Origin of the sequence: Streptomyces poriferorum (assembly GCF_019399235.1) — a bacterium.
GTDB lineage: Bacteria > Actinomycetota > Actinomycetes > Streptomycetales > Streptomycetaceae > Streptomyces > Streptomyces poriferorum.
The window spans coordinates 1-23032 of record NZ_JAELVH010000040.1 but is presented as its reverse complement, the minus strand read 5'-3'; the positions used below and the strand labels follow the sequence as shown (position 1 = coordinate 23032).

The following is a 23032-nucleotide window of genomic DNA, read 5'->3' as shown; positions in this document are numbered from 1 at the left end:
GTGCATTTCGCGTCTGATCCGTGCCTCGCCGTACGGTTCACCGGCGGGCCTACAGCTTCTGTTCGGGCCAGTTGAGGAGGCGGGCCCCGATCACGGCTGTCTGCAGTGTGTAGCGGTGGCGGGGGTCTGTCGGGTCGGATCCGGTGAGTTGGTGGATGCGTTCAAGGCGGTAGGTGAGTGCTCGCACGCTGAGGGCGAGCCGGCGGGCGGCCTCGGCAGCCACGCAGCCGGCGTCGAAGTAGGCCGTGAGGGTCTGCAGGAAGGGTTCAGGGCCACCGCGTGCTGCGAGGAGTGGACCCAGAGTCGTGCGGACGAGGTCGGCCATTGCCTGACGGTCCCGGGTCAGGACGGGGTAGACGAGCAGGTTCGAGGCATGAAGTACGGGCTCCTCCAGCTCCAGCCGGCCGGCCAGGTCCAGGGCGCTGCGGGCTTCCTCGTAGGAGTGGACGACTCCGCCGGCGCCCCGGTGGGTCCGCCCGATCGCTGTGCGGCCGCCGTCCGTCGCGGCGTACGCCTGCCGGGCGAAGTAGGTGAGGACGTCCGTCTGGTCGCCGGGGGCGACGCAGACGAGCAGACCCTCCTTGGTGGTGAGCAGGATCCTGCGTTCCCCGAACCGGCCGATGACCGCGCGTTCGACACGCCTTGGTACCGAGTCGCCCTCTGCGTAGGGGGCAGGCCCCTGCGCGACGGCCACGGCATGGGCGTGGGAGAGCTGCAGGCCGAAGCGTTCGGCCCGCTCGGCAAGGCGGCCCAGGTCGCTGCGCCCGTAGAGGAGGTCATCGATGAACTCACGCCGCGCTGCCTCCTGCTGCCGCACCGCAAACCGCTGTGCTCTTTCGTACCCCTCACAGAGAGCTTCGACAGTCTGCTGAACCGCGCTGAGCACGTCGTCCGGAGTACCGGGCAGACCCGGCCAGGCGGCTCGTATCTCCGCGATGTGCTGAACGATAAGGGAGCGCAGGGTCGAACCGTCGCCGGCTGCCTCCTCCCCGAATTCGCGGAGCGGTTCCAGTTCGGTCCGGCTGAGCCGTCGTCCGGTGATCGAGGAGGACGCCAGCAGCGCGGCGTAGTCGTCGAACGTGTCGGTGGTGCGGTCCTGCCCCATGTTCGACCCCCCGCTGTCACGTTCCGGGCCCGGCGCTGAGCCGGACCCGGAGAGCTTGGTTCTGGTGGGCACGGTTCAGGTGCCGGTCTTATCGGTGTAGGTGAGGAAATGGTCCAGGCCGACACGGTGGAGGGTGCTGCGTACCTGGGCGTTGGCGCCGATGACCACCACGGAGGTTTCTCTGTGGCGTGCGTTGCGCACGGCCGTGAACAGGGCCTGGGTGCCTTCCGTGGTGAGGAGGCTGACTTGGTGCATGTCCACCTGTAGTTGCGATGGCGTGGAGGTGAGTGCTGAGGTGATGCGGCGGCCGAATCGCTGGCCGTTGCGTGCGGTGATCTCTCCGCGAAGCCGCACCACAGCCGGTGCAGAGACGTCTATGCCCCTGTGCAAATACAGCAACGAACGGGCGGTGACCAGCATCATCCGGAGTCCGGTCGCTGCTGACAGTAGGCAGAGCAACTGCGCGGCGTCGGAGTGAAGTGCGGCGCCGGCCCAGAGGGACACAGCGGTGAGGGCGAGCCAGGCGGCTGCCTTGGCCAGGTACGCGTGGCGCTGGTTCATCTTCCACCGCCCGGGTTGTGTTGGTAGATGTCCGGAATGCCGTCGTGGTCGTCGTCCAGGTCTTCTGCCTTGCACAGGCGCCGGTAGATGCGGTCACGGCGTTTGAGGAGGATGGCTGCGACCGTGGCGGCGGTGAGGGAAGCCACGAGGACCGCGGCTTTGATGTGATCGGCCCGGGCCGGGTCGGGGAAGGAGAGTTCCCCGATCAGGAGTGCCACGGTGAACCCGATGCCGGCCAGGACCGAGAGGCCCAGTACATCGGCCCATGCCAGGTCCGGGTTGAGCCGGGCCCGGGTGAAGCGGGCGGTGAGGTAGGTCCCGGCGAAGATCCCGACGGTCTTGCCCACCACCAGACCGACTATGACGCCCAGTGGTTCCGGGCGGGTGAACACCGCTTGTAGGGCCGGCGGAGAAACGCTGACACCTGCGGCGAACAGTGCGAACAGCGGGACGGCGACGCCTGCGGAGAACGGCCGCAACAGATGGGCGGTGCGGTCGCCGGGCGAGTCCTTCTCGGCCCGCCGCCCCTCACCGGGGCCGTCCGGGGTGGTCCGGAGGATCAGCCCCATAGCGACCCCGGCGACCGTGGCGTGGATGCCGCCGTTGTACATCAGCACCCAGGTGACGACGCCCAGCGGCACGTACCACCACCAGCCGCGCACCCTCATGCGCTGCAGCAGCCAGAAGAGGACGAGACCGGCAACAGCGCCGGCCAGGGCCAGCAGGTTCAGGTCACTGGTGAAGAACACAGCGATGATGAGAATGGCGCCGAGGTCGTCGACGACCGCCAGCGTGAGCAGAAAGGCGCGCAATGCGGAGGGCAGACTCGTGCTCAGCACCGCGAGTACGGCCAGCGCGAACGCGATGTCGGTCGCCATCGGAACGGCCCAACCGGTCAGGGAACCGCCCGACGCCGACGAGACGGCGACGTACAGAACAGCGGGCACCGCCATGCCGCACAGGGCGGCGGCGACGGGCAAGGCCGCTGCGGCCGGAGTGCGGAGCTCCCCGACCACCAGTTCCCGCTTCAGTTCGATTCCGGCGACCAGGAAGAACACGGTGAGCAGACCATCCGAGGCCCAATGCCCCACAGACAGGTCCAGGCCCAGCCCCGGGATCCCGAAGCGGGCATCACGCACCGCCTCGTAAGCCCCACTCCACGGAGTGTTCGCCCACACGAGAGCGACCAACGCGGCAACGAGCAGCACCAGGCCGCCGACCGTTTCGGTTCGCAGTGCCTCGGAGACGGCTCGGCGTTCGCCCCAGGGCAGCAGCCCAAGCAGCGTCGGACGTTCACGATCGGCGTCGGACAAGACGTACCCCTCCGGGACATGGACGACTGACGGAGACACCTGTCCCCTGAACGCCGACCAGACTTCCCGGCACACCAGCGCGAATTTTGACGCGTTGCTCACACCCTACCGAGCCCGGCCCGCCGCCACTCGGCCAGTTGAGCGAGCGCACGGGCAGCGGCCGCGTTACGCGCCTGGTCGCTGCTGCGAGCTCATCGACGGATCACGGGGGAGTTCCTCACAACGTCCAGACACAACCGAAACAATGGCGGGCGGCACGCGTGAAAGGGCCAGAAGAGTCATGCGTACGCCGCTGGGATCCGTAGCGAGACTGTGATCATTGTGTGGTGAGACCCTTTGCGGCCCTTTCCGTCTCCTGCGCAAGCGGTGACGTTCCGCTCACGGTCGCGGAGACCGCGGTCGACACCGTCGTGGTCATGTGAGCGACCAAAATGGGGCCACTCTCGGAGCCACGATCGGCACCGCCATCGCGCCCGGCGTGGGAACCGTCATCGGCGGGGCCATCGGCGCCGGCGCGGGAGCCGTCGCAGGCATCATGGCGACAGGAACCGTCAACAACGTGATGTCGAAGGGATGGAAGGGAGTCAAGGGCTGGTTCAGCTGACAGCCAGGCCGTCGCAACGCGCCGGGCAGGCCCCGCGGGCCGTCACGTACCCGCAGGGCCTGCCCGGCGGCTCCCCCCCCCAGCAGGAGGGAGCCGTGCACGAACAGCACATGGAGGGATCGCGCAATGCCGTACTTCATCGGACTCTTCTTCGTGACCGGGTCCGCATTCATGACCTGGAAGGTCACTCAGCTCTGGCGCGACGCCGGCTTGGTCGACCACTTCATGCAGACCTTCGCCTTCATGCCGTTCGGCAAGGAAGTCAAACGAGGAGAGGTACGGTCCCTCGCCCTGACCGTCGTGTCCCTCTGGGGCGTCACGGTCCTCCTCCTCCTGGGTCTCGTGGACGTGGAAATGGCCGGCCCGATAACGGTTCTCTTCGCCCTCACCGTGGCGGTCATCCTCCTCTGCATCCTGTGCGAGGTGGCTGTCGTCCTGTTCAACGCCCCGAAGTTCCTCGTGCCGCCCCACATGCGTGCCGACCTCGGGGTACTGGCCGCCCGCCGGGCCGAGCGGGCGACGCGGATGCGGAGAGCCGGATCCTGACCTCTGCGCATACGCTGCTGTCGTGAATTCCGCCGAGATAACACCGGCCGCGGCCCGGTCCCGTGCCCGACTCGTGGCCTCCGGCGCCGCATTTCTCATCCTTTCTCCCTTTATCACCTGGTTGCTGGCCCTGGTGGACATCCTTCCCGATGGCACGTCGGTGATCCTCGCGGTGACCGCGGGGCTGGCCGGATTCCTCCTGCTCCAGGTGCTGTGCGAGGAAACGGGGCTGGTTCAGTGCTCGATGTCGCGTGTGACCGCCCGGACGCTGACCGGCGTGCGCATGCTGGACCTCACAAGCATCCGAGACGTCCGGCTGCTCACCAGCATCACCCGCGGCGGGCGGACGTCCCATGCTGTCGTCGTGCGTGACAGCCATGGTGTGCGCGTCGGTCTCACGTCGGTCAGAAGTCAGCGGGCGTTGGTGCGTGCGCTGCAGCGCACCGGTGCCGACGAGCAAGCTGCGCCGAGCGTCAGTGCGGCTGCCAGTGCGCACCTCGGCCTGGGAGACCGGTGGCATCGCGCAGTGCACACCATCATCACCCTTCTCCTCCAAGTCCTCGTCCTGGCGCTCTACGTGGCGCTTGTTCTCGGACTCGCTAGGTTGCAGTAGGGCCGCCGGCCCTTGCCGCTACAAGCAGCGCAGAATTTCATCTTGGGGCGGCCCGACAAACGCCGTTCCGCTCCGCCCCAACCCGCTACGCCCAAGAAGGTCATCACCACGATCCCGGACGAGAAGGCCGAGCGGGCACCGGGCCGCGTCGGGCGCAACTTCGTTGCCAACGCACCCAACCGCACCTGGGCCGTGGACTTCACCTACGTGGCGACCTGGGCGGGCGTCGTCTACGTCGCCTTCGTCGTGGCTACCGTTTCACGCCGCATCGTGGGCTGGTCCGCCTCCACGTCGAAGGAGACCCGGCTCGTCCTGGACGCGCTGGAGATGGCGCTGTGGCAACGCGACTGCGGCCAACACCCTTATGCGCACAGTGAGTTGATCCATCACTCAGATGCCGGGTCGCAATACGCGAGTTTCCGTCTCGCCGAGCACCTGGATGCAGCCGGTCTCGCGGCGAGCATCGGATCGGTCGGGGACGCCCTGGACAACGCTCTGATGGAATCAACCATCGGTCTATACGAAACTGAATTGATCAAGCCGCAACGGCCCTGGAAGACGCTCTCCCCGGTCGAGCTGGTCACCGCTGAATGGGGCGACTGGAACTGCCACCGGCACCTCCACGGTGAGATAGGCCACGTCCCGCCCGTCGAGTACGAGAACAACTACTACCTCACGACCACGAAACCCCAGGTCACAACCACTATCTGAGGTCTCTACCGAACCCGGGGCGATTCAACCGTGTGGCCCCCGCGGGCGGTCGGCATAGCCGCGACGGGCAAGCTCGCGCCTCGCGAGGCGGTGTGTAGCAGATGATCCCCGGTTACCGAAACCGGGGATCTTCCTGAGTATTGAGGGTGTTCGTACTCGGCTGTGCTTGGCAGTGGAGTCGTGGCGGATGCAGTAGGTGGCGTCGTAAGCCCCGGACGGGGCGAGCACCGTTGTCTGTTGCCCTGACGACCGCGGTGCCCTTCGCTGAAATGTAGCGGCGCCTTCGCTGATGTGGGGTTTCCACGCCCCCTTAAGGAGAGTGAGTGATCCTGTCTGATCCGATCAAGAAGCTGCCGCCGAACGCGAAGGGGCAGGTCCGGTACCGGTTTGTGGTTGACGTCGGGACCCATCCGGCCACTGGGAAGCGTAAGCAGCTGACCCGTACCTTCGGCACGCTCAGGGAGGCGAAGGCCGAATACGCGCGGATCACGGTGCGGAGTCACGAAGGAGCGCTGGTGCCACGCCACACGATGACCGTGAACGAGTGGCTCGATCAGTGGCTCGCGAAGAAGGCGGAGGACCTGGAAGAGTCGACGATCTCCACCTACAGGGTGACCCTGGACCGTGTCCGGGGCAGGCTTGGGCACATTCGGCTTCACGAGCTCACCGAGGACGATGTCGAGGCGTGGATGATGTGGGCGCTTCGGGAGGGCCGGGTACGCGACACGAAGGCCGGGCCCGGGCTGGGAGTCACCTCGGTGGAGATGTCCCTCACGCGGCTGAAGGATGCCCTCAACCGGGCCGTGACACGGGGCCTGGTCGCGGTGAATGTCGCCCAGGAAGTGACGATCCCCCGGAAGGTGCGCAAGGCCGAGCGCCGGGCCAAGGCAGAGGTTCCGCCCTGGAGTGTCGCGGAGGTCCATACCTTCGTGCTTGCAGTGAAAAACCACCGGCTGTACGCCCCCTTCCTCCTCTCGCTGATGGGGCTGCGCCCGGCGGAGGTGTGCGGCATGCGGTGGGCCGATCTGGACCTGGACCGAGCCACCCTGGCCGTTGCCAACACCCGCACACTGATGGGGAACACGACCGTGATGGAGAAGGACACGAAGTCGCTCGCCGGCGATCGGAGCCTTCCGCTGCCTGCTCCCGTCAGAGAAGCGCTCAGGAGCTTCAAGGCCACGCAAGCAGCGGAGAAGCTCGCGGCTGGGCAGGCGTACGAGGGCAGCGGGTATGTGCTGGTGGACGACCTCGGGGCGCCGCTCGACGTGCGGCAGTTGCGCGAGCAGGCGTACAAGGTGATGGCCGGCAACGCGCTGCGGCGGGTGCGTTTGTACGATGCCCGTGCGAGTTGCTTGACCTACTTGGCGAACCATGGGGTTCCTGATCACCTTCTCGCGCGGTGGGCGGGTCACGCCGACGTCGGGACGACGAAGCGCTGGTACGTGAAGTCGGACGTGGAAGATCTTCGTTCTGCGGCGGATACCTGGAGTGGTCTGGCCGGTCTTCCGACCCCTGTCGTGAGAGAAATGTGAGACGTGGGAGCGTGGTCGGGTGAGTGAGACGACTACGAACACCCTGCAATACCGCTTTGACGGGCCAAAAGACGCTCCAGTCCTGATCCTGGGCCCTTCCCTCGCGACAACATGGCATATGTGGGACCGGCAGATATCCGAGCTCACTCAGTACTGGAGAGTCCTCCGTTACGACCTCCCCGGGCACGGAGGCGCGCCCGCGCACCCCGTCACCGCTGTGGGGGAGCTCGCTGACCGGCTGATGGCGACGCTCGACGGACTCGGGGTGCAGCGTTTCGGCTACGCGGGCTGCTCCATCGGCGGCGCGATCGGCGCCGACCTCGCGCTGCGCCACCCCCGGAGGGTCGCCTCGCTGGCTCTGGTGGCCTCCTCGGCCCGGTTCGGCAGTGCCGACGAATTCCGTCAGCGCGGGGTGATCGTCCGTACCAACGGGCTGGAGCCGATGGCGCGCACCGCGCCGGAGCGCTGGTTCACGCCGGGCTTCGCCGCTGCTCAGCCGGCCATCGTCGAATGGGCCGTCCAGATGGTCCGTACCACCGACCCCGGCTGCTACATCGCCGCCTGCGAGGCCCTGGCTGCCTTCGACATCCGCAGCGAGCTCGGCAGGATCGGCGTTCCCACGCTCGTCCTGGTCGGTGCCGAGGACCAGGTCACCGGTCCCGGTGACGCCCGGACCCTGGTCGCGGGCATACCCGACGCACGGCTCGCCCTCGTCCCGGGCGCCTCGCACTTGGCCCCGGTCGAGCAGCCGGGAGCTGTCACCGACCTCCTGCTCACGCACTTCTCCACGGCCTGGCAGGACACCCTGGCCGCGATTCCCGCGCCCTCGTTCGCACCCAGGCTCTCCGCTCCTGTGCTGCCTGTGGCGGAGCTCACCGCCGCCGCCGCGCAGCCCGAAGCGGAGACCGGCGGGCGCACCGATCCGTACGGGCGGGGTATGAAGATCCGCCGTGAGGTGCTCGGTGACGCCCATGTGGACGGGGCCCTGGCCGCCGCCGACGACTTCACCGGCGATTTCCAGGAGTTCGTCACCCGCTACGCCTGGGGCGAGGTCTGGGGCCGGGAGGGTCTTGACCGGCGTACCCGCAGCAGCGTCACGCTGACCGCGCTCGTCGCCTCCGGACACCTGGAGGGCCTGGCCGCTCACGTCAGCGCCGCCCTGCGCAACGGACTCACCCCGGCCGAGATCAGGGAAGTGCTGCTGCAGACCGCCGTGTACTGCGGGATCCCGGCGGCCGGCGCCGCTTTCCGGATCGCCCAGTCCGTGATTCAAGCCGAAACGACGCCTCCCGCGTAGCAGGATGGGCGGTATGAACGCCCAGAACTCCGAGCCGTCCGCGCTCACGCTGACCAAGAAGTCCCACTCCTGCGTCCGACTGGAGAAGGACGGGCGCACGCTCGTCATCGACCCGGGCGGGTTCTCCGAGCAGGACGCCGCGATCGGCGCCGAGGCGATCCTGGTGACGCACGAGCACCCCGACCACTTCAACGAGGAGCGGCTGCGGGCCGGGCTGGAGGCCGACCCGGCCGCCGAGATCTGGACCCTGCGCAGTGTGGCCGAGAAGCTCGCGGCCGCGTTCCCGGGGCGTGTCCACACCATCGGGCACGGCGACACCTTCTCGGTCGCCGGGTTCGACATCCAGGTGCACGGCGAGCTCCATGCCGTGATCCACCCGGACCTCCCGCGGATCACGAACGTCGGCTACCTGGTGGACGGCTCCGTCTTCCACCCGGGCGACGCCCTCACCGTCCCCGAGCAGCCGGTCGACACGCTGCTGCTTCCGGTGATGGCGCCCTGGAGCAAGGTCTCCGAGGTGGTCGACTACCTCCGCGAGGTCAAGCCGCGCCGCGCCATCGACATCCACGACGCCCTGCTCACCGATCTGGCCCGCCCGATCTACGACACCACCATCGGTAACCTGGCCGGCGCGGGCCACGCCCGGCTGGCCCCGGGGGAGTCGACCGGCGTGTGACGGGCGCCGCCCCGGCCACTGTCAGTGGGAGCCGCTAGGTTTACGTACATGCGCATCGCCACCTGGAACGTCAATTCGATCACCGCCCGCCTGCCGAGGCTGCTGGCCTGGCTGGAGAGCACCGGCACGGACGTGCTGTGCATCCAGGAGACCAAGTGCACGGCCGAGCAGTTCCCGGCCGACGCGCTCCGTGAGGCCGGCTACGAGTCCGCGGTCAACGCCACGGGCCGGTGGAACGGGGTGGCGCTGGTCTCCCGCGTCGGCCTCGCCGACGTCGTGACGGGGCTGCCCGGCGGCCCCGACTACGACGGCGTGCAGGAGCCCCGGGCGATCAGCGCGACCTGCGGGCCGGTCCGCCTCTGGTCGGTCTACGTGCCCAACGGCCGCGAGGTCGAGCACGAGCACTACGCGTACAAGCTGCGCTGGTTCGAGGCGCTGCAGAAGGCGGTGGCGGCGGACGCCGCGGGGGCGCAGCCGTTCGCCGTCCTCGGCGACTTCAACGTGGCCCCGACCGACGAGGACGTGTGGGACCCGGCCCTCTTCGAGGGCGCCACCCATGTCACCCCCGCCGAGCGGGCCGCCCTCGCCACACTGCGCGAGGAGGGCCTCGCCGACGTGATGCCCCGCCCGCTGAAGTACGACCGCCCGTACACCTTCTGGGACTACCGCGAGCTGCGCTTCCCGAAGAACAAGGGCATGCGGATCGACCTCGTCTACGGCAACGCCCCGTTCACCGCCGCCGTCAAGGACAGTTACGTCGACCGCGAGGAGCGCAAGGGCAAGGGCGCCTCCGACCACGCCCCGGTGGTCGTCGACCTCGAACTCTGAGCAGGGGCCGTGCTCAGGCGCCCGCCCGCGGCGCCTGAGCTCGTACGGCCTCCCGCACCTGGCGCATCGACGGGTTCACCATGGCCTTTCCGCCCACGGTGACCGTCGGCACGGTCTCGTTCCCGTCCGCCACCGAGCGGACGAACGCGGCGGCCTCGGGGTCGCGCCAGATGTTGACCTCGGTGCGGGGCAGTTTCGCGAGCCGCATCCGCATCCGGAGTTTCATGCAGTACGGGCAGCCGGGGCGCCAGTAGACGACCACCTCGGCATGGTCCTCAGTCATCCGAACTCCCCTGTTCGCACGCGTGTACGGCGGAGTCTAGTGCCGGGGCCGGGGCCCGAGCCGGCCGACGGCCCAGGGCGCCGATCGCGGTGGCCAGCGCCAGGACCATGAGCAGTGCGCTCACCCACAGCGGCGACCGGTATCCGAACCCCGCGCCGATGGCCAGCCCGCCGAGCCAGGGCCCGAGCGCGGCACCCACGTTGAACGCCGCGGTGGAGAACGAACCGGCCAGGGTCGGCGCGCCACCGGCCAGCCGGAACACGTGGGTGATCAGCGCGGTCCCGGTGCCGAACGCGAGCATGCCCTGGACCAGGACGAGCAGGACCACCGCCACGGGGCTGCCGGCGGCCGACGCGAACAGAGCCCACCCGACAGTGAGGGCCGCCAGGCCGGCCGTGGTCAGTGCGAGCGGCCGGGAGTCGATGACCCGGCCGCAGACGGCGACCCCGATGAACGAGCCCACACCGAACAGCGCGAGCAGGGCGGGCACCCACGCGGCGCCGAGCCCCGTGACGTCCCGGGCGACGGGTTCGAGGTAGGAGAACGCGCAGAACGTCGCACCCTGGACGAGCGCGCTTGTCAGCAGGGTCAGGAGCAGCCGGGCCCCGGCAAGGGTCCGCAGCTCGGCGTACGCGCTCGGCGGAGTGGCCGCGGGCCGCCCCGCCGGAATCGTCGCCGCGATCACGGCGATCGCGGGCACCGCGACGAGGGCCACGGCCCAGAACGCCGCACGCCACCCCCACTGACCGCCCAGCCACGCTCCTGCGGGCACCCCCGCCACACAGGCGATGGTGACACCGCCGACCACCACGGACGTGGCCCGCGCCCGTGCCCCGGGACCGGCCAGGGCGACCGCGGTGACCAGGGCGACGGCCCAGAACCCGGCATTGGCCACCGCCGCGACGGCCCGCGTCGCCAGCAGCACCCCGTAACTGGAGGTGACCGCACCGATGACATGAACGGCGGCGAAGACGCAGAGGAAGCACAACAGGGCACGGCGGCGGGGCCAGTTGCGGCCCAGGAGTGCCATCGCGGGCGCCCCGATGACCATGCCCACGGCGAATGCCGAGGTCAGCAGGCCCGCGGCGGGAATGGAGACGTGCAGGTCCTCGGAGATGCCCGACAACAGGCCGGACAGCATGAACTCGGACGTGCCCTGGGCGAAGACGGCGAGCCCGAGAGCGTAGACGGAAAACGGCATGAAGAACCCCATGGACGGCTGATGGACAGAACCGGTCGGGGATGCGGGCCGCACCCGCCCGTCGTGACGAGCGGCAACGCGGCAGAACGGCAGAACCGTAGGACGGCAGAGTGGCAGCAGAGGCGTGCGGTGCCGGGAAGGGCGAGCCTTGGGACAGGTGCCGGGAAGAGCTCTGCCCGTACGCAATGCCGAGTGCGACCCGCATCGCATGGGCCCGGACGGCGGCAGCGCGCCAGCCGTGCCGGCGCGAAGACGGCCGGACGCGGACGCGGGGAGCCACCGGGGGGCCGGTGGTCAGTGCCGTAGCGGGCAACGTTTGCCCGCCGCGGCACTAGCGTCTGTCGGACTCGGGGCTGCTCATGATGGGGGAACCTACCAGCCGGGCCCGGCCTCCTCCACCTCCTTTCCTTCCGGTTCCTTGCGCCCCGGGAGCGTGTCCGGGGTGAACGCGGGGCGTACGCGTGGTGTTCAGCACTCGAACGACAGGCCGCGCGCCCTGTGGTGCGGATCCGGGCAGGGATGGGAACCTGAGTGGTATGAACATCCCTTTCTTGGACAACTGGCGTAAGCGTCACGACGGAACGCGGGAGGCGGGGCTCGCGGCCGCCGTCGAGGCCGATCCGGAAGGCGTGGCCGAACTGCTCGCCGAATGTGAGCTGCTCCGCGTCCGGGTGGGGGAGCGCGGACTCGAACTCGACGACAGCCCGGCCTCGTTGGCGGCACTGGACCAGCTGCCCCCGCGCTGGCGCGACGATCCGGAGGAGCTTCCCTGGATCGGCAATGACGCGGGGCTCTATCTGGGCACGGTCCTGGTGCGCAACGTCGCCGGTGCGCACTGGCACATCTGGCCCAGCGGCCAGCCCGTGGTGCGCCTCGCGTCGGGGCGCGAGATCGATGTGGTCGAGGCCGGTCTGGACTGGGCGATGACCGGCAGCCCCGAGCTGTCGCAGGTGTACTCGGAGTCGGCCGAGGGGTGACAGAAGGCCGTGCGGACCGTGCGGCGAGATAAAACGCCTTATGACCCATTTACGCGTGTCGGGTGTGAAGTCCCTTTCCGGGGTGGATAGTTTGCGCTGACCTCGACAAAGCGATAATTGGGTAGGGCAGCGTATGGCCGTCGATCCGTTGATCGAGCTGCGTGACGTCAATAAGTTCTACGGAAAGTTGCACGTACTGCAGGACATCAATCTCACCGTCGGCCGCGGGGAGGTGGTGGTGGTCATCGGCCCCTCCGGCTCCGGGAAGTCGACGCTCTGCCGGACCATCAACCGCCTTGAGACGATCGAGTCGGGCCGCATCTCGATCGATGGCAGACCCCTCCCCGAGGAGGGCAAGGGGCTCGCGCAGCTGAGGGCCGAAGTCGGTATGGTCTTCCAGTCGTTCAACCTGTTCGCGCACAAGACCGTGCTGGCCAATGTCTCGCTGGCGCAGCTCAAGGTCCGCAAACGGAAGAAGGACGAGGCCGACCGGCGGTCCCGGGAGCTCCTGGAACGCGTGGGGCTCGTCGGCCAGGCCGACAAGTTCCCCGCCCAGCTCTCCGGCGGCCAGCAGCAGCGCGTGGCCATCGCCCGCGCCCTCGCCATGGACCCCAAGGCCCTCCTCTTCGACGAGCCCACCTCGGCCCTCGACCCGGAGATGATCAACGAGGTGCTGGAGGTGATGCAGCAGCTCGCCCGCGAGGGCATGACCATGGTCGTCGTCACCCATGAGATGGGCTTCGCCCGCTCCGCGGCCAACCGCGTCGTGTTCATGGCCGACGGCCGGATCGTCGAGGACCGCACCCCGGAGGACTTCTTCACCGCCCCGGAGAGCGACCGCGCCAAGGACTTCCTGTCCAAGATCCTCAAGCACTGACGGGAGGCCCTGTGTTGCGTACGAGAAAAGTACTGGCCGCCTGTGCCGGGCTGTTGCTGGCCGTCCTCGCGGCGGGCTGCGGCAAGGACGGCAGCCCGCCGGTGAAGGGACCGAAGGCCGGGGCGCTGCCGGTCTACAAGGTCGACACCTCCTTCAGCCTGCCGGACTCCAAGACCTGGACCCAGGCGAAGAAGCGCGGATATCTGCGGGTGGGGGCCAAGGAGGACCAGCCCTACCTCGGTGAGAAGGATCCGGCCACGGGCATCTACTCCGGTTTCGACATCGAGATCGCCCGGATGATGGCGGCCTCGCTGGGCTTCGACCCGAAGACGATCAGGTTCAAGACGATCGCCTCCGCCAACCGTGAGACCGCCCTGCAGAACGGGCAGATCGACTACTACGTCGGCACCTACACCATCAACGACATGCGCAAGAAGCTCGTCGGGTTCGCCGGCCCCTACTACATGGCGGGCCAGGGGCTGCTGGTCCGTACGGACGAGGACGACATCCACGGACCGCAGGACCTGGCCGGCAAGACGGTCTGTTCTGCCGCCGGTTCGACCCCGTACCAGCGGATCGCCGCCGACTACCCGAAGGCGAAGCTGGTCGCCTACGACACGTACTCGATCTGCGTCGACAACCTGCTGACGTACCAGGTCGACGTCGTCACCACCGACGACGCGATCCTGCTGGGCTTCGCCGCGAAGGCGCCCGAGGAGATGAAGGTCGTCGGCAAGCCCTTCTCCGAGGAGCCGTACGGCATCGGGGTCCCGCGCAGCGACAACGCGTTGCGGTTCGCACTCAACGACGCGCTGGAGGCGAACGAGAAGAACGGCAACTGGAAGAAGGCGTTCGAGGCGACGCTCGGGCTCTCCGGTGTGCCCGCGCCGAAACCGCCGCCCATCGACAACTACCCGGCGACCTGAGAGGACGGCCACGGCATATGGACGTACTCACCGACAACTTCTCGCTCTACGGCAAGGGGTTCCTCGGGACCGTCGAACTGACCTTCTACGCCTCGATCCTGGCGATGGTCCTCGGATTCGTCATGGCCGCCTTCCGGGTGGCGCCCGTCGGCTCGCTCCGGGTGATCGGCACGGTCTGGGTGACCGTGCTGCGCAACACCCCGCTGACGCTGCTGTTCTTCGCCGTACTGCTCGGTCTGCCGCGCTTCGGCCTGGTCCTGCCGTTCAACGTCTTCGCGATCCTTGCCCTCGGCTGCTACACCTCCGCGTTCATCTGCGAGGTGCTGCGTTCCGGCATCAACACCGTGCCCACCGGGCAGGGCGAGGCGGCGCGGAGCCTCGGCATGACGTTCGGCCAGACGCTCGGCAACGTGGTGCTTCCGCAGGCGTTCCGCTCGGTGATCCCACCGGTCGGCTCGACGCTCATCGCACTTGCCAAGAACTCGGCGATCGCCGGCGCGTTCAGCGTCACCGAGCTGCTCGGCACCTACAAGACCCTCAACGAACTGGGCTACAACATCATCTGGACCTTCGTCTGGATCGCCGTCGGGTACCTGATCATCACTCTGACCATCAGCGCGATCTTCAACGTGCTGGAGAAGCGCTGGGGAGTCGCCCGATGACCGCCCACTCCACCCCCAGTGCGACCGTCCTCTACGACATCCCGGGGCCGCAGACCCGCAAGCGGCACTTCATCTACGGGATCGCCTCGACGATCCTGATCCTCGCCCTGGTCGGCTGGGTGATCTATCTGCTCTTCGACACCGACCAGTTCACCAGCGACAAGTGGACGCCCTTCGAGTACAAGGGCATTCAGGAACTGCTGCTGCGCGGGCTCGGCAACACCCTCAAGGCGTTCGCGTACGCCGCGGTGCTCTCGCTGGCGCTCGGGGCCGTACTCGCGGTGGGCAGGCTCTCCGACCACCGGCCGGTGCGCTGGGTGGCGACGATCCTCGTCGAGTTCTTCCGCGCCATGCCCGTCCTGGTGATGATCTTCTTCATCTTCGTCGCGCTGAAGGTGCAGCCGCTGCCGGCCCTGGTCGCCGGACTGACGCTGTACAACGGCTCGGTGCTCGCCGAGGTGTTCCGTGCCGGGATCAACTCGGTGGAGCGCGGCCAGGGCGAGGCGGCGTCCGCCCTGGGCATGCGCAAGACGCAGGTCACGACCTTCGTCCTGGCCCCGCAGGCGGTGCGCGCGATGCTGCCCACCATCATCAGCCAGTTGGTGGTGGCCCTGAAGGACACCTCGTTGGGCTACCTGATCACCTACGAGGAATTCCTCCACGCGGGGAAGCTCATCGCGTCCAACCTCGACTACGATCTGCCCTTCATCCCCGTGGTGATGGTGATCTCGCCGATCTACATCGGGATGTGCATGCTGCTCTCCTGGTTCGCCACCTGGGTGGCGAAGCGGCAGCGGCGCAACCCGAAGACGGAGGCGACCAGCGTCGGCCCGGCTCAACCGGGGACGCTGATGTCGGAAGCGCGGTAGCCGGGACCTGCCGCGAGGCGGGCCCGGGCAGTGGTGCCCGTCCGGCAGCAGCCGGTGATCACTTCCCGCACCTGGCACGGACGCCTGCGAAGGCCCGTGCCGGGCGGGGAGAAGGTCAGCTGCGAGCCGGTCGTACCGGTCACGCGGGCCATGCCCGCCGTGCCGTCAGCCGAGAGCGCTCCTGGTCCGCCAGTCGGACCAGGAGACGTTCCACGCTCCGTAGCCGTTGCCCTCCGCGACCGTGCCCTTGGCGTCCGCGCCGGTGATCTCGAACGGGTCGCCGACGCGGGCCCGGCGGTAGAGGGAGGCGGCGTCGGCGTCGCTCATGCCGACACAGCCCGAACTGTGGTTGGCCACCCCGAAGTACGCGGCGTTCCACGGCGCGGCATGGGCGTACATGCCCGACCAGGTCAGCCGCATCGAGTAGTCGACCATCTTGTCGTAGAGGTCGCCGAGGCCCACCGTCTCGGAACGCATGTTGATCGTGCCCTCCTTCGCCATCAGCACGGCCGTGCCCCGCCAGGACGCCCTGTCGCCGCCCGGTGTGCCGGCGGACACGGGCACGTCCATGACCGTCCTGCCGTCCCGCTTCAAGGCCAGCCGGTGACGGTCCAGGTCCACCTCGACCACCTGACTGCTGCCGATGGTGAACGTCGTCGCGTAGTCGCGTACGAACCAGCCGCCCGAAGGGCCCGAGTCGACGCCGTTGAGCTCGGCGTCCAGGGTGATGCGCGTGCCGGACTTCCAGTACTCCCTGGGCCGCCAGTCCACGCGGTCGCGGCCCGAGTAGTCCCGCAGCCAGCCCCAGGACCCCTCGGTGCCGTTCGAGGTGGAGACCTTGAGAGCCTTCTCGACCGCCGCCCTGTTCTTCACCGGGTGGTCGAACACGATGGACAGCGGCTGGGCGATGCCGACCGTGGTGTTCTTGCCGGGGGCGAGGGTCAGCTTGTTCACCGTGCCGGCCGCCGCCGTGGTGAACCCGGCCGTGTCACCGCCGCCGCCGCCGGTGTCCTTCGCCTCGATGCGGTACGTGGTGCCGGGCGCCGCGGGCCGGTCCGACGTCCAGGTCCTGCCGTCGGGGGAGAGCCGGCCGGTGAGGGCGTCGCCGCCGTCTGCCGAGACCGTGACGGTGCGCAGCTTCCCGGCGGCCAGCGTCACCGTCACCGGCCGGCCCGCGGTGGCCGCGGTGCCGTGCAGGTTCACCGAGATCCGGGTGTCCGCGGCCTTCGACGGGCCCTTGCCCTGCGCCTTGCCGTCATGACCCGAAGCCGCGGCGCCCCCGGAGCAGGCCGTCAGCGTGATGCCGAGCACCGCGGTGCCGGCGATCAGGGCGAGCCGGGCGGGACGCGTGGAACGGGCGGTGCGTCGGGCAGCGGATGTGAGAGGGGCGGGTATCAACGGAAGAACCTCCTGGGCCTTGCTTTGTCGTCGAGTGAGAGGAATTCACCGGAGCCATGGGCCGACCGGAAATTCGGGTGCGGTACCTCGGGGTCGGGCACGCGCATCCCCGCTCCTTCACCCACCCCCCGATTTCTGGTCAGCCTAGGTTCCGCAATTCCGCGGAAATACGGGAATGCGGTGTGTGACAACAAGCGCAGCGCAACGGTCACCGTCCGGTCACATCCGGCGCGCAGCCCGGTCATGGTCCGCTGTGAGCATCCTGTGCAGCCCCGCAGAACCGCCGCGGGGCCCACGAGGGAGGGCCACGGACATGTCAGCGCTGCTCGCGACCGGAGACCGCAGCCGTCACCAGGAACTACGGATACGCGGTCTGACGGCCGCCGAACACCGCGCACACCTGGCCACGCATGCGGACGCGAGCTTTCTCCAGCACCCTTCCTGGGCCGGTGTGAAGGACCAGTGGTCGTCGGAAAGGGTCGGCTGGCACGGCGAATGCGGTGAACCGGCCGGCAGCGCGCTGATTCTCTACCGGCAATTCCCCGGCACCCGTAAATACTTCGCCTACATACCCGAAGGGCCGGTGGCGAACTGGGCCGATCCCGGAATCGACCGCTGGCTGCGGCCCCTCATGGCGCATCTGCGCGGCGCGGGGGCGTTCGCCGTACGCATCGGGCCGTCCCCGGCCTACCGCAGCTGGGACACCGCCCGCCTCAAGGCCGCCACCGGTCCCGGCCGCACGGTCGGTGACGTACTGGCGCGCGAGGTCGACCCGCTCGGCACGGCCGTGGCCGACCGGCTGCGGGCCCGTGGCTGGCGGCGCTGCGGCGGGGAGGGCGACGACGCCGACGCACAGCCCCGGTACGTCTTCCGGGTGCCGCTCGCCGGACGGACCCCGGACGACCTGTGGGCCGGGCTCAACCAGGAGTGGCGCCGCAACGTCCGCAAGGCCGGCCGGGCGGGGGTGCGCATCGTCACCGGGAGCGCGGCCGAACTCCCCGAGTTCCACCGCCTGCTGCGGATCACCGAGGAACGCGACGGTTTCCGGCTCGGCCGTTCCCTGGCCTACTACCAGCGCCAGTACGCCGTGCTCAACGCCGAACAGCCCGGCCGGATGAAGCTCTGCCTCGCCGTGCACGAGGGCGAGATACTCGCCGCCCACACGATGATCAGCACCGGGAGCCGGGTCTGGTACCAGACAGGCGCGTCCGCCGACCACCGCCGCGAGGTCCGCCCCAGCAACGCCCTGCAGTGGCAGATGCTGCTCGACGCCCAGGCCCAGGGCGCGGAGGTGTACGACATGCGCGGGGTATCCTCCACCCTCGATCCCGACGACCGCCCCTTCGGGCTGCTGCGCTGGAAGTTCGGCACCGGCGGGCAGGTCGTGGAGACCCTCGGAGAGTGGGAGACATCAGTGGGCGGGGCCACCAACAACACGCTGTACCGGGCCTTCCAGGCCTACCTGGCGCACCGGTGACGGCCGCGGACGCGACCACCGGCACGGTCGCCCCCGAACAGCGCGAACGCCAGGGCTCCGGCTCGGTACTGCGCAGCGGCGCCGTCATGGCCGCCGGTTCCGTCGTCTCGCGGGCGACCGGGTTCATACGCTCGGCGGTCGTCGTCGCCGCACTCGGCACCGGACTGCGGGCCGACGGCTACACGGTCGCCAACACCGTCCCCAACATCCTCTACATGCTGCTGATCGGCGGCGCCCTCAACGCCGTCTTCGTCCCCGAACTCGTCCGGGCCGCCCGGGAGCACTCCGACGGCGGGGCCGCCTACACCGATCGTCTGCTCACCCTCTGCACCGTCGGCCTGCTCGCCCTCACCGCCCTCGCCGTCGTCGGCGCCCCGCTGATCATCTCGGTGTACGCCCCCACGTACGACGGGGACCAGGCCGAACTCACCATCGCCCTGGCACGCTACTGCCTGCCCCAGATCCTCTTCTACGGGCTCTTCACCCTGCTCGGACAAGTACTCAACGCCCGCAACCGGTTCGGGGCCATGATGTGGACCCCCGTCCTCAACAACCTCGTGATCATCGCGGTGTTCGGGCTCTACCTCTGGACCGCGGCGAGCTCGGACGGCGAACTGACCTCCGCGCAGGCGCAGTGGCTCGGCTGGGGGACCACGGCCGGGATCGCCGTGCAGACCCTCGCGCTGGTGCCCGCCCTGCGCGCCGCGAAGTTCCGCTGGCGGCCCCGGTTCGACTGGCGCGGCAGCGGACTCACCCGGCCGCTGCGGGCGGCCGGCTGGCTCGTCATGATGGTGCTCACCAACCAGGCCGCCTACTGGGTGGTGACCCGGCTCTCCACCGCCACCGGCCAGCACGCGGCGGACCAGAACGTCGCGGGCGGCGCCGGCTACACCGCGTACAGCTACGCCTTCCAGCTGTGGGTGGTGCCGCAGGGCATCGTGACCGTCAGCCTCGTGACCGCGCTGATGCCGCGGATGAGCCGGGCCGCCGCCGACGGCGACCTGGCCGGGGTGCGGCGCGACGTCTCGTACGCGCTGCGGACCTCCGCCGCCGTCGTGATCCCGGCTGCCGCCGCGCTGCTCGCCCTCGCCCCGTGGGTGATGGGGTCGGTCTTCGGATACGGACACACCGGTCCGGCCGACATCACCGTGATGGCCGGCATGATGGCCGCCTTCGCTCCCGGACTCATCGCCTACTCCGGTCAGTACGTGCTCTCCCGGGGCTTCTACGCGATGAGCGACACCCGCACCCCGTTCCTCCTCAACCTGGTCATCGCCGCGCTCAACGCGGGGCTCTCGGTCGCCGCCTATCTGCTGCTCCCCGCGCGCTGGGCGGTGACGGGGATGGCGGGGGCGTACTCCGTGGCCCTGTTCGCCGGGTTCACCGTCACCGCGTACGTACTGCACCGCAGGGTCGCCGCTTCCAACGCCCCCAGGCACTCTCTGCTGCGCTCGCCGGGGGTGTGGGCGCACGCCCGACTGGTGACCGCGTGTGTGCCCGCGGGGCTGCTCGCGTACGGGGCGGCCCGCGTCGTCGACACGGACGGCGCGGGACTCGGGGACTTCGCCGCGGCCGGGGCCGGGGTACTGGTCCTCTTCCTGGTCGTGGCACTGCTGGCCCGCCCGCTGCGGCTGACCGAGGTCAGCACCGCGCTGGGCGCCGTACGCGGCCGGCTGCGACGCGGCTGAGGGACCACCGGTCCGCTCACACTTCCGAATCCACCCTTGATCGCTGGGATACTGACGCCATGCCTCGCGTGCTGCTGATCGAAGACGACCCCTCCGTACGGGAAGGGGTCGAACTGGGGCTGCGCAGGCGCGGGCACGACATGCGGACCGTCGGCACGGGCGAGGCCGGGCTTGCCGCACTCGACGAGTTCCGGCCCGAACTCGTGCTGCTCGACCTCATGCTGCCCGGGATGAACGGTGTCCAGGTCTGCCGCCGCATCCGCGAGACCAGCCAGCTGCCGATCATCATGCTCACCGCTCGCGGCGACGACTTCGACGTCGTCGTGGGACTGGAGGCGGGCGCGGACGACTACATCGTCAAGCCCGCCCGCACCGAGGTCATCGAGGCCAGGATCCGCGCGGTGCTGCGGCGGCTCGCCGAACCCGCCGGGCGCAGCGGCGTCGAGACCCACGGCGCACTGACGGTCGACCGGGTCGGCCTCACCGTCGCCAAGGCGGGGGAGCGGCTGCTGCTCGCCCCGTCCGAACTGAAACTGCTGCTGCATCTGTCGGCCGCGCCGGAACAGGTCTTCAGCCGCCAGCAACTCCTCGAATACGTGTGGGAGCACAGCTACCACGGCGACGCCCGGCTGGTCGACGCCTGTGTGCGCAGGCTGCGGCAGAAGATCGAGGACGTGGCGGGAAGCCCGCTCTACATCCAGACCGTCCGCGGCTTCGGCTACCGCTTCGGGCCGCTCGGATGAAGCTGATCTCCGCCCGGTTCGGCCTGCGCACCCGCCTCATAGCCGCGTTCCTGTTCGTCGCCGCCGTCAGCGCGGCCACCACCGCGACCCTGACCTACCGCGAGGCCCGCTCGGCGATCCTGCAGCAGGCGCAGGACACCGCCGTCGCCCAGTTCCGTGACCGGGTCAGCGCACGGGGCATCGACCTCCCGCCGGACCGGCTCGGGCTGCGCGACATGTGCCTGGCCCTGGCCCGCGACGGCAAGGCCCGTCCCTGGACCGTCTTCGCCGAGTACGGGAGCCTTCGGGTCTCCTCCTCGGACCGGCCGACCTCCACCGTGATCACGCCCGCCCTGCGAGCGGCCTCCCAAGAGAACAGCCACGGCTCGTTCCAGCGGGTCGTCAAGGACGGCAAGCCCTGGCTGACCGTCGGCATGCCGACGCTCTTCAACCGCGGCGACGGCCGCCAGCCCACCGGACTCGTCCTCTACGCCGTGATGCCCCTGGCCACCGAGGAGGCGAACGTCGCCGCCATGGTCAGCGCGGCCCGTGACGGTGCCCTGCCCGCCCTCCTCATCGCGCTGGTCCCCGCCCTGCTCGCCGCGCGCAGCGTCCTGCGTCCGGTACGCGACCTGCGCCGCGCCGCCGCCGGCATCGGCAGGGGAGAGCTCCACACCCGGATCGCGGTCCGCGGATCCGACGAACTCGCCGGACTGGCAAGGACGTTCAACGAGTCCTCGACCAAGCTCGAGGAGTCCGTCGAGGAACTCCGCCGGGCCGAGGAACGGGCCCGGCGCTTCGCCTCGGACGTCTCGCACGAGTTGCGCACCCCGCTCGCCGGCATGCTCGCCGTCACGGAAGTCCTCGACGAGGACGCCGCCGGGCTGCGTCCTGACACGGCGGCGGCCGTCCGGCTGATCAGTACCGAGACCGGAAAGCTCGCCACGCTGGTCGAGGACCTGATGGAGATCTCCCGGTTCGACGCCGGGGCCGTCGACCTCCACAGCGACGAGGTCGACGTGGCCGAGACCATCCGCAAGACGCTCCAGGCCCGTCACTGGGAGCACCGGGTCCGTACCGAACTCCCTTGCGGTGTGCGGGCGGTGCTGGACCCGCGCCGCTTCGACGTGGTCATCGCGAACCTGGTCGGCAACGCCCTGCGGCACGGGGCCGAGCCCGTCACCGTACGAGTGCGGAGCGGGTGGCGGGACGGCGCGCCGCGGCTGGTGACCGAGGTCGAGGACAGCGGGCCGGGCATCGACGCCGCCGTGCTCCCGCACATCTTCGACCGCTTCTACAAGGCCGACGCGGCGCGCACCCGGTCGACGGGCAGCGGACTGGGCCTGGCGATCACCCGGGAGAACGTCCGGCTGCACGGCGGTACGGTCCATGCCGCGAACGGGCCCGCGGGGGGCGCGGTGTTCACCGTCGAGCTGCCTCTGGAGGGCGAATGAGGAGAGGCCGCGTGCTCGGCGCGCTGTTGCCCCTGACGTTGCTGGCCGCCGGCTGCGGCATCCGGGCCACGGAGGTCGTCGAGGCGGGCGAACCCGCGATCGTGCAGGTCGCACCGGCCGGGCAACTGGGCATGGTCCTGTACTTCGTGTCCTCGTCGACGGCGTCCCGGGTGATGCCGGTCGTGCGCTACGCCGAATGGGCGGAGAACGGATCCGGATCCGGGCTGCCCTACGGCGAGAAGCCGCCCGCGGGNGGGCGTGCGCGTCGCCCTGAACACCCAGGTCACCGGGCTCTCGGAGCCCGCACGCCAGCAGCTCTTCTGCACCGCTGCCCAGGCCCGGACGGCCGACCGGGGCGAGGCCGTGACGGTGACCGGCACCGACGGAGTCATCGGGCCGGCCCGGTGCGCCGTCTGACCGACTCCGGCCTCCGAGGCCCCGGGGCGTTGCGGTCACCGGTTCCGCGCCCGCATGCGGTGTTCGAGGCGGGCTGCTGAGGTCGCCGGCCGGTCCCGGGCGAGGCTCACCTCGTCAACGGCGGGGCCGGGCAGGGAGGCGAAGCCGCATCAGGACAGCGGGAGCGCACCCAACGGAGGGCGAGGGGGCGGCAGGCACGTGCTGGCGAGATCACGTCATGCCGTGATCTCGCCAGCGGATGCGTCTTCCCGCGGCGCGGGGGCGGGCCGGACCATGACGAGCGGTCAGGACCGGT

24 protein-coding genes are annotated in these 23032 nt (G+C 69.6%); 18 read left to right on the top strand and 6 right to left on the bottom strand.

What is annotated here, in order from left to right; genetic code table 11:
* Nucleotides 1-49: 49 nt before the first annotated feature.
* The 3 genes from JGS39_RS10280 to nhaA form a co-directional block, all read right to left on the bottom strand.
* Nucleotides 50-1105 (bottom strand): PucR family transcriptional regulator, encoded by a 1056-nt coding sequence (locus JGS39_RS10280; RefSeq protein ID WP_219568454.1) that lies wholly within the window; start codon nt 1103-1105, stop codon nt 50-52.
* Between the two features lie 75 nt (nt 1106-1180).
* Entirely contained in the window at nt 1181-1666 is a 486-nt protein-coding gene (locus JGS39_RS10275; protein WP_219568453.1) for an STAS domain-containing protein, read from the bottom strand.
* The gene (gene nhaA / locus JGS39_RS10270) at nt 1663-2979 is read right to left on the bottom strand and encodes a Na+/H+ antiporter NhaA (RefSeq protein ID WP_219568452.1); all 1317 of its coding nucleotides are present in this window, start codon (nt 2977-2979) and stop codon (nt 1663-1665) included. Before nhaA ends, JGS39_RS10275 begins: the two co-directional genes overlap by 4 nt.
* A gap of 418 nt (nt 2980-3397) precedes the next feature.
* On the opposite strand from nhaA, the gene JGS39_RS10265 reads away from it, so the two are divergent.
* The 8 genes from JGS39_RS10265 (at nt 3398) to JGS39_RS10230 (ending at nt 9786) form a co-directional block, all read left to right on the top strand.
* Nucleotides 3398-3583, top strand: coding sequence for a hypothetical protein (locus tag JGS39_RS10265; protein ID WP_219568451.1), 186 nt, complete (start codon nt 3398-3400; stop codon nt 3581-3583).
* 126 nt (nt 3584-3709) lie between these two features.
* Nucleotides 3710-4129, top strand: a complete 420-nt coding sequence (locus JGS39_RS10260) for a hypothetical protein (RefSeq protein ID WP_219568450.1) — start codon at nt 3710-3712, stop codon at nt 4127-4129.
* A gap of 22 nt (nt 4130-4151) precedes the next feature.
* The gene (locus JGS39_RS10255) at nt 4152-4742 is read left to right on the top strand and encodes a hypothetical protein (RefSeq protein ID WP_219568449.1); all 591 of its coding nucleotides are present in this window, start codon (nt 4152-4154) and stop codon (nt 4740-4742) included.
* A gap of 42 nt (nt 4743-4784) precedes the next feature.
* Nucleotides 4785-5453: an IS3 family transposase gene (locus JGS39_RS10250; RefSeq protein ID WP_219568448.1), complete on the top strand. Its 669-nt coding sequence runs from the start codon at nt 4785-4787 to the stop codon at nt 5451-5453.
* Between the two features lie 323 nt (nt 5454-5776).
* Complete coding sequence (locus JGS39_RS10245; protein ID WP_308120301.1) at nt 5777-6985, top strand: tyrosine-type recombinase/integrase; 1209 nt, start codon at nt 5777-5779, stop codon at nt 6983-6985.
* 19 nt (nt 6986-7004) lie between these two features.
* Nucleotides 7005-8282: a bifunctional 3-oxoadipate enol-lactonase/4-carboxymuconolactone decarboxylase PcaDC gene (gene pcaDC / locus JGS39_RS10240; RefSeq protein ID WP_219568447.1), complete on the top strand. Its 1278-nt coding sequence runs from the start codon at nt 7005-7007 to the stop codon at nt 8280-8282.
* A 4-nt stretch (nt 8283-8286) separates the two neighbouring features.
* On the top strand, nt 8287-8958 hold the full coding sequence (locus tag JGS39_RS10235) for an MBL fold metallo-hydrolase (protein WP_371930283.1): 672 nt from the start codon (nt 8287-8289) through the stop codon (nt 8956-8958).
* Between the two features lie 48 nt (nt 8959-9006).
* Complete coding sequence (locus JGS39_RS10230; RefSeq protein ID WP_219568445.1) at nt 9007-9786, top strand: exodeoxyribonuclease III; 780 nt, start codon at nt 9007-9009, stop codon at nt 9784-9786.
* A 13-nt stretch (nt 9787-9799) separates the two neighbouring features.
* Here the strand turns inward: JGS39_RS10230 and JGS39_RS10225 are convergent, their stop codons facing one another.
* Both JGS39_RS10225 and JGS39_RS10220 read right to left on the bottom strand, forming a co-directional pair.
* Nucleotides 9800-10069: a glutaredoxin domain-containing protein gene (locus tag JGS39_RS10225; protein WP_219568444.1), complete on the bottom strand. Its 270-nt coding sequence runs from the start codon at nt 10067-10069 to the stop codon at nt 9800-9802.
* Nucleotides 10062-11270, bottom strand: coding sequence for a Cmx/CmrA family chloramphenicol efflux MFS transporter (locus JGS39_RS10220; protein WP_219568443.1), 1209 nt, complete (start codon nt 11268-11270; stop codon nt 10062-10064). The genes JGS39_RS10225 and JGS39_RS10220 overlap by 8 nt, the downstream gene beginning before the upstream one ends.
* 536 nt (nt 11271-11806) lie before the next feature.
* Here JGS39_RS10220 and JGS39_RS10215 point away from each other — a divergent pair.
* The 5 genes from JGS39_RS10215 (at nt 11807) to JGS39_RS10195 (ending at nt 15581) form a co-directional block, all read left to right on the top strand.
* The gene (locus JGS39_RS10215; protein ID WP_219568442.1) at nt 11807-12247 is read left to right on the top strand and encodes a DUF6278 family protein; all 441 of its coding nucleotides are present in this window, start codon (nt 11807-11809) and stop codon (nt 12245-12247) included.
* Between the two features lie 133 nt (nt 12248-12380).
* The gene (locus tag JGS39_RS10210; RefSeq protein WP_219568441.1) at nt 12381-13124 is read left to right on the top strand and encodes an amino acid ABC transporter ATP-binding protein; all 744 of its coding nucleotides are present in this window, start codon (nt 12381-12383) and stop codon (nt 13122-13124) included.
* A gap of 14 nt (nt 13125-13138) precedes the next feature.
* A complete protein-coding gene (locus JGS39_RS10205; RefSeq protein WP_219568463.1) occupies nt 13139-14050 on the top strand; it encodes a glutamate ABC transporter substrate-binding protein in 912 nt (303 codons plus the stop codon).
* A gap of 17 nt (nt 14051-14067) precedes the next feature.
* The gene (locus JGS39_RS10200) at nt 14068-14712 is read left to right on the top strand and encodes an amino acid ABC transporter permease (protein ID WP_219568440.1); all 645 of its coding nucleotides are present in this window, start codon (nt 14068-14070) and stop codon (nt 14710-14712) included.
* Nucleotides 14709-15581 carry an amino acid ABC transporter permease gene (locus tag JGS39_RS10195; protein ID WP_219568439.1) on the top strand — a complete coding sequence of 291 codons (873 nt, stop codon included), beginning with the start codon at nt 14709-14711 and terminating at the stop codon, nt 15579-15581. The genes JGS39_RS10200 and JGS39_RS10195 overlap by 4 nt, the downstream gene beginning before the upstream one ends.
* A gap of 165 nt (nt 15582-15746) precedes the next feature.
* Here JGS39_RS10195 and JGS39_RS10190 read toward each other — a convergent pair whose 3' ends face one another.
* A complete protein-coding gene (locus JGS39_RS10190; RefSeq protein ID WP_219568462.1) occupies nt 15747-16976 on the bottom strand; it encodes a L,D-transpeptidase in 1230 nt (409 codons plus the stop codon).
* 316 nt (nt 16977-17292) lie between these two features.
* Here JGS39_RS10190 and JGS39_RS10185 point away from each other — a divergent pair, with 316 nt between their 5' ends.
* The 5 genes from JGS39_RS10185 (at nt 17293) to JGS39_RS40725 (ending at nt 22737) form a co-directional block, all read left to right on the top strand.
* A complete protein-coding gene (locus JGS39_RS10185) occupies nt 17293-18456 on the top strand; it encodes a lipid II:glycine glycyltransferase FemX (RefSeq protein WP_219568438.1) in 1164 nt (387 codons plus the stop codon).
* The gene (gene murJ, locus JGS39_RS10180) at nt 18453-20144 is read left to right on the top strand and encodes a murein biosynthesis integral membrane protein MurJ (RefSeq protein ID WP_219568437.1); all 1692 of its coding nucleotides are present in this window, start codon (nt 18453-18455) and stop codon (nt 20142-20144) included. Before JGS39_RS10185 ends, murJ begins: the two co-directional genes overlap by 4 nt.
* A 59-nt stretch (nt 20145-20203) precedes the next feature.
* Nucleotides 20204-20887, top strand: coding sequence for a response regulator (locus JGS39_RS10175; protein ID WP_219568436.1), 684 nt, complete (start codon nt 20204-20206; stop codon nt 20885-20887).
* Nucleotides 20884-22320 (top strand): sensor histidine kinase, encoded by a 1437-nt coding sequence (locus tag JGS39_RS10170; protein WP_219568435.1) that lies wholly within the window; start codon nt 20884-20886, stop codon nt 22318-22320. Before JGS39_RS10175 ends, JGS39_RS10170 begins: the two co-directional genes overlap by 4 nt.
* Nucleotides 22321-22578: 258 nt before the next feature.
* Nucleotides 22579-22737 carry a hypothetical protein gene (locus JGS39_RS40725; RefSeq protein WP_236065712.1) on the top strand — a complete coding sequence of 53 codons (159 nt, stop codon included), beginning with the start codon at nt 22579-22581 and terminating at the stop codon, nt 22735-22737.
* Nucleotides 22738-23032 lie beyond the last annotated feature (295 nt).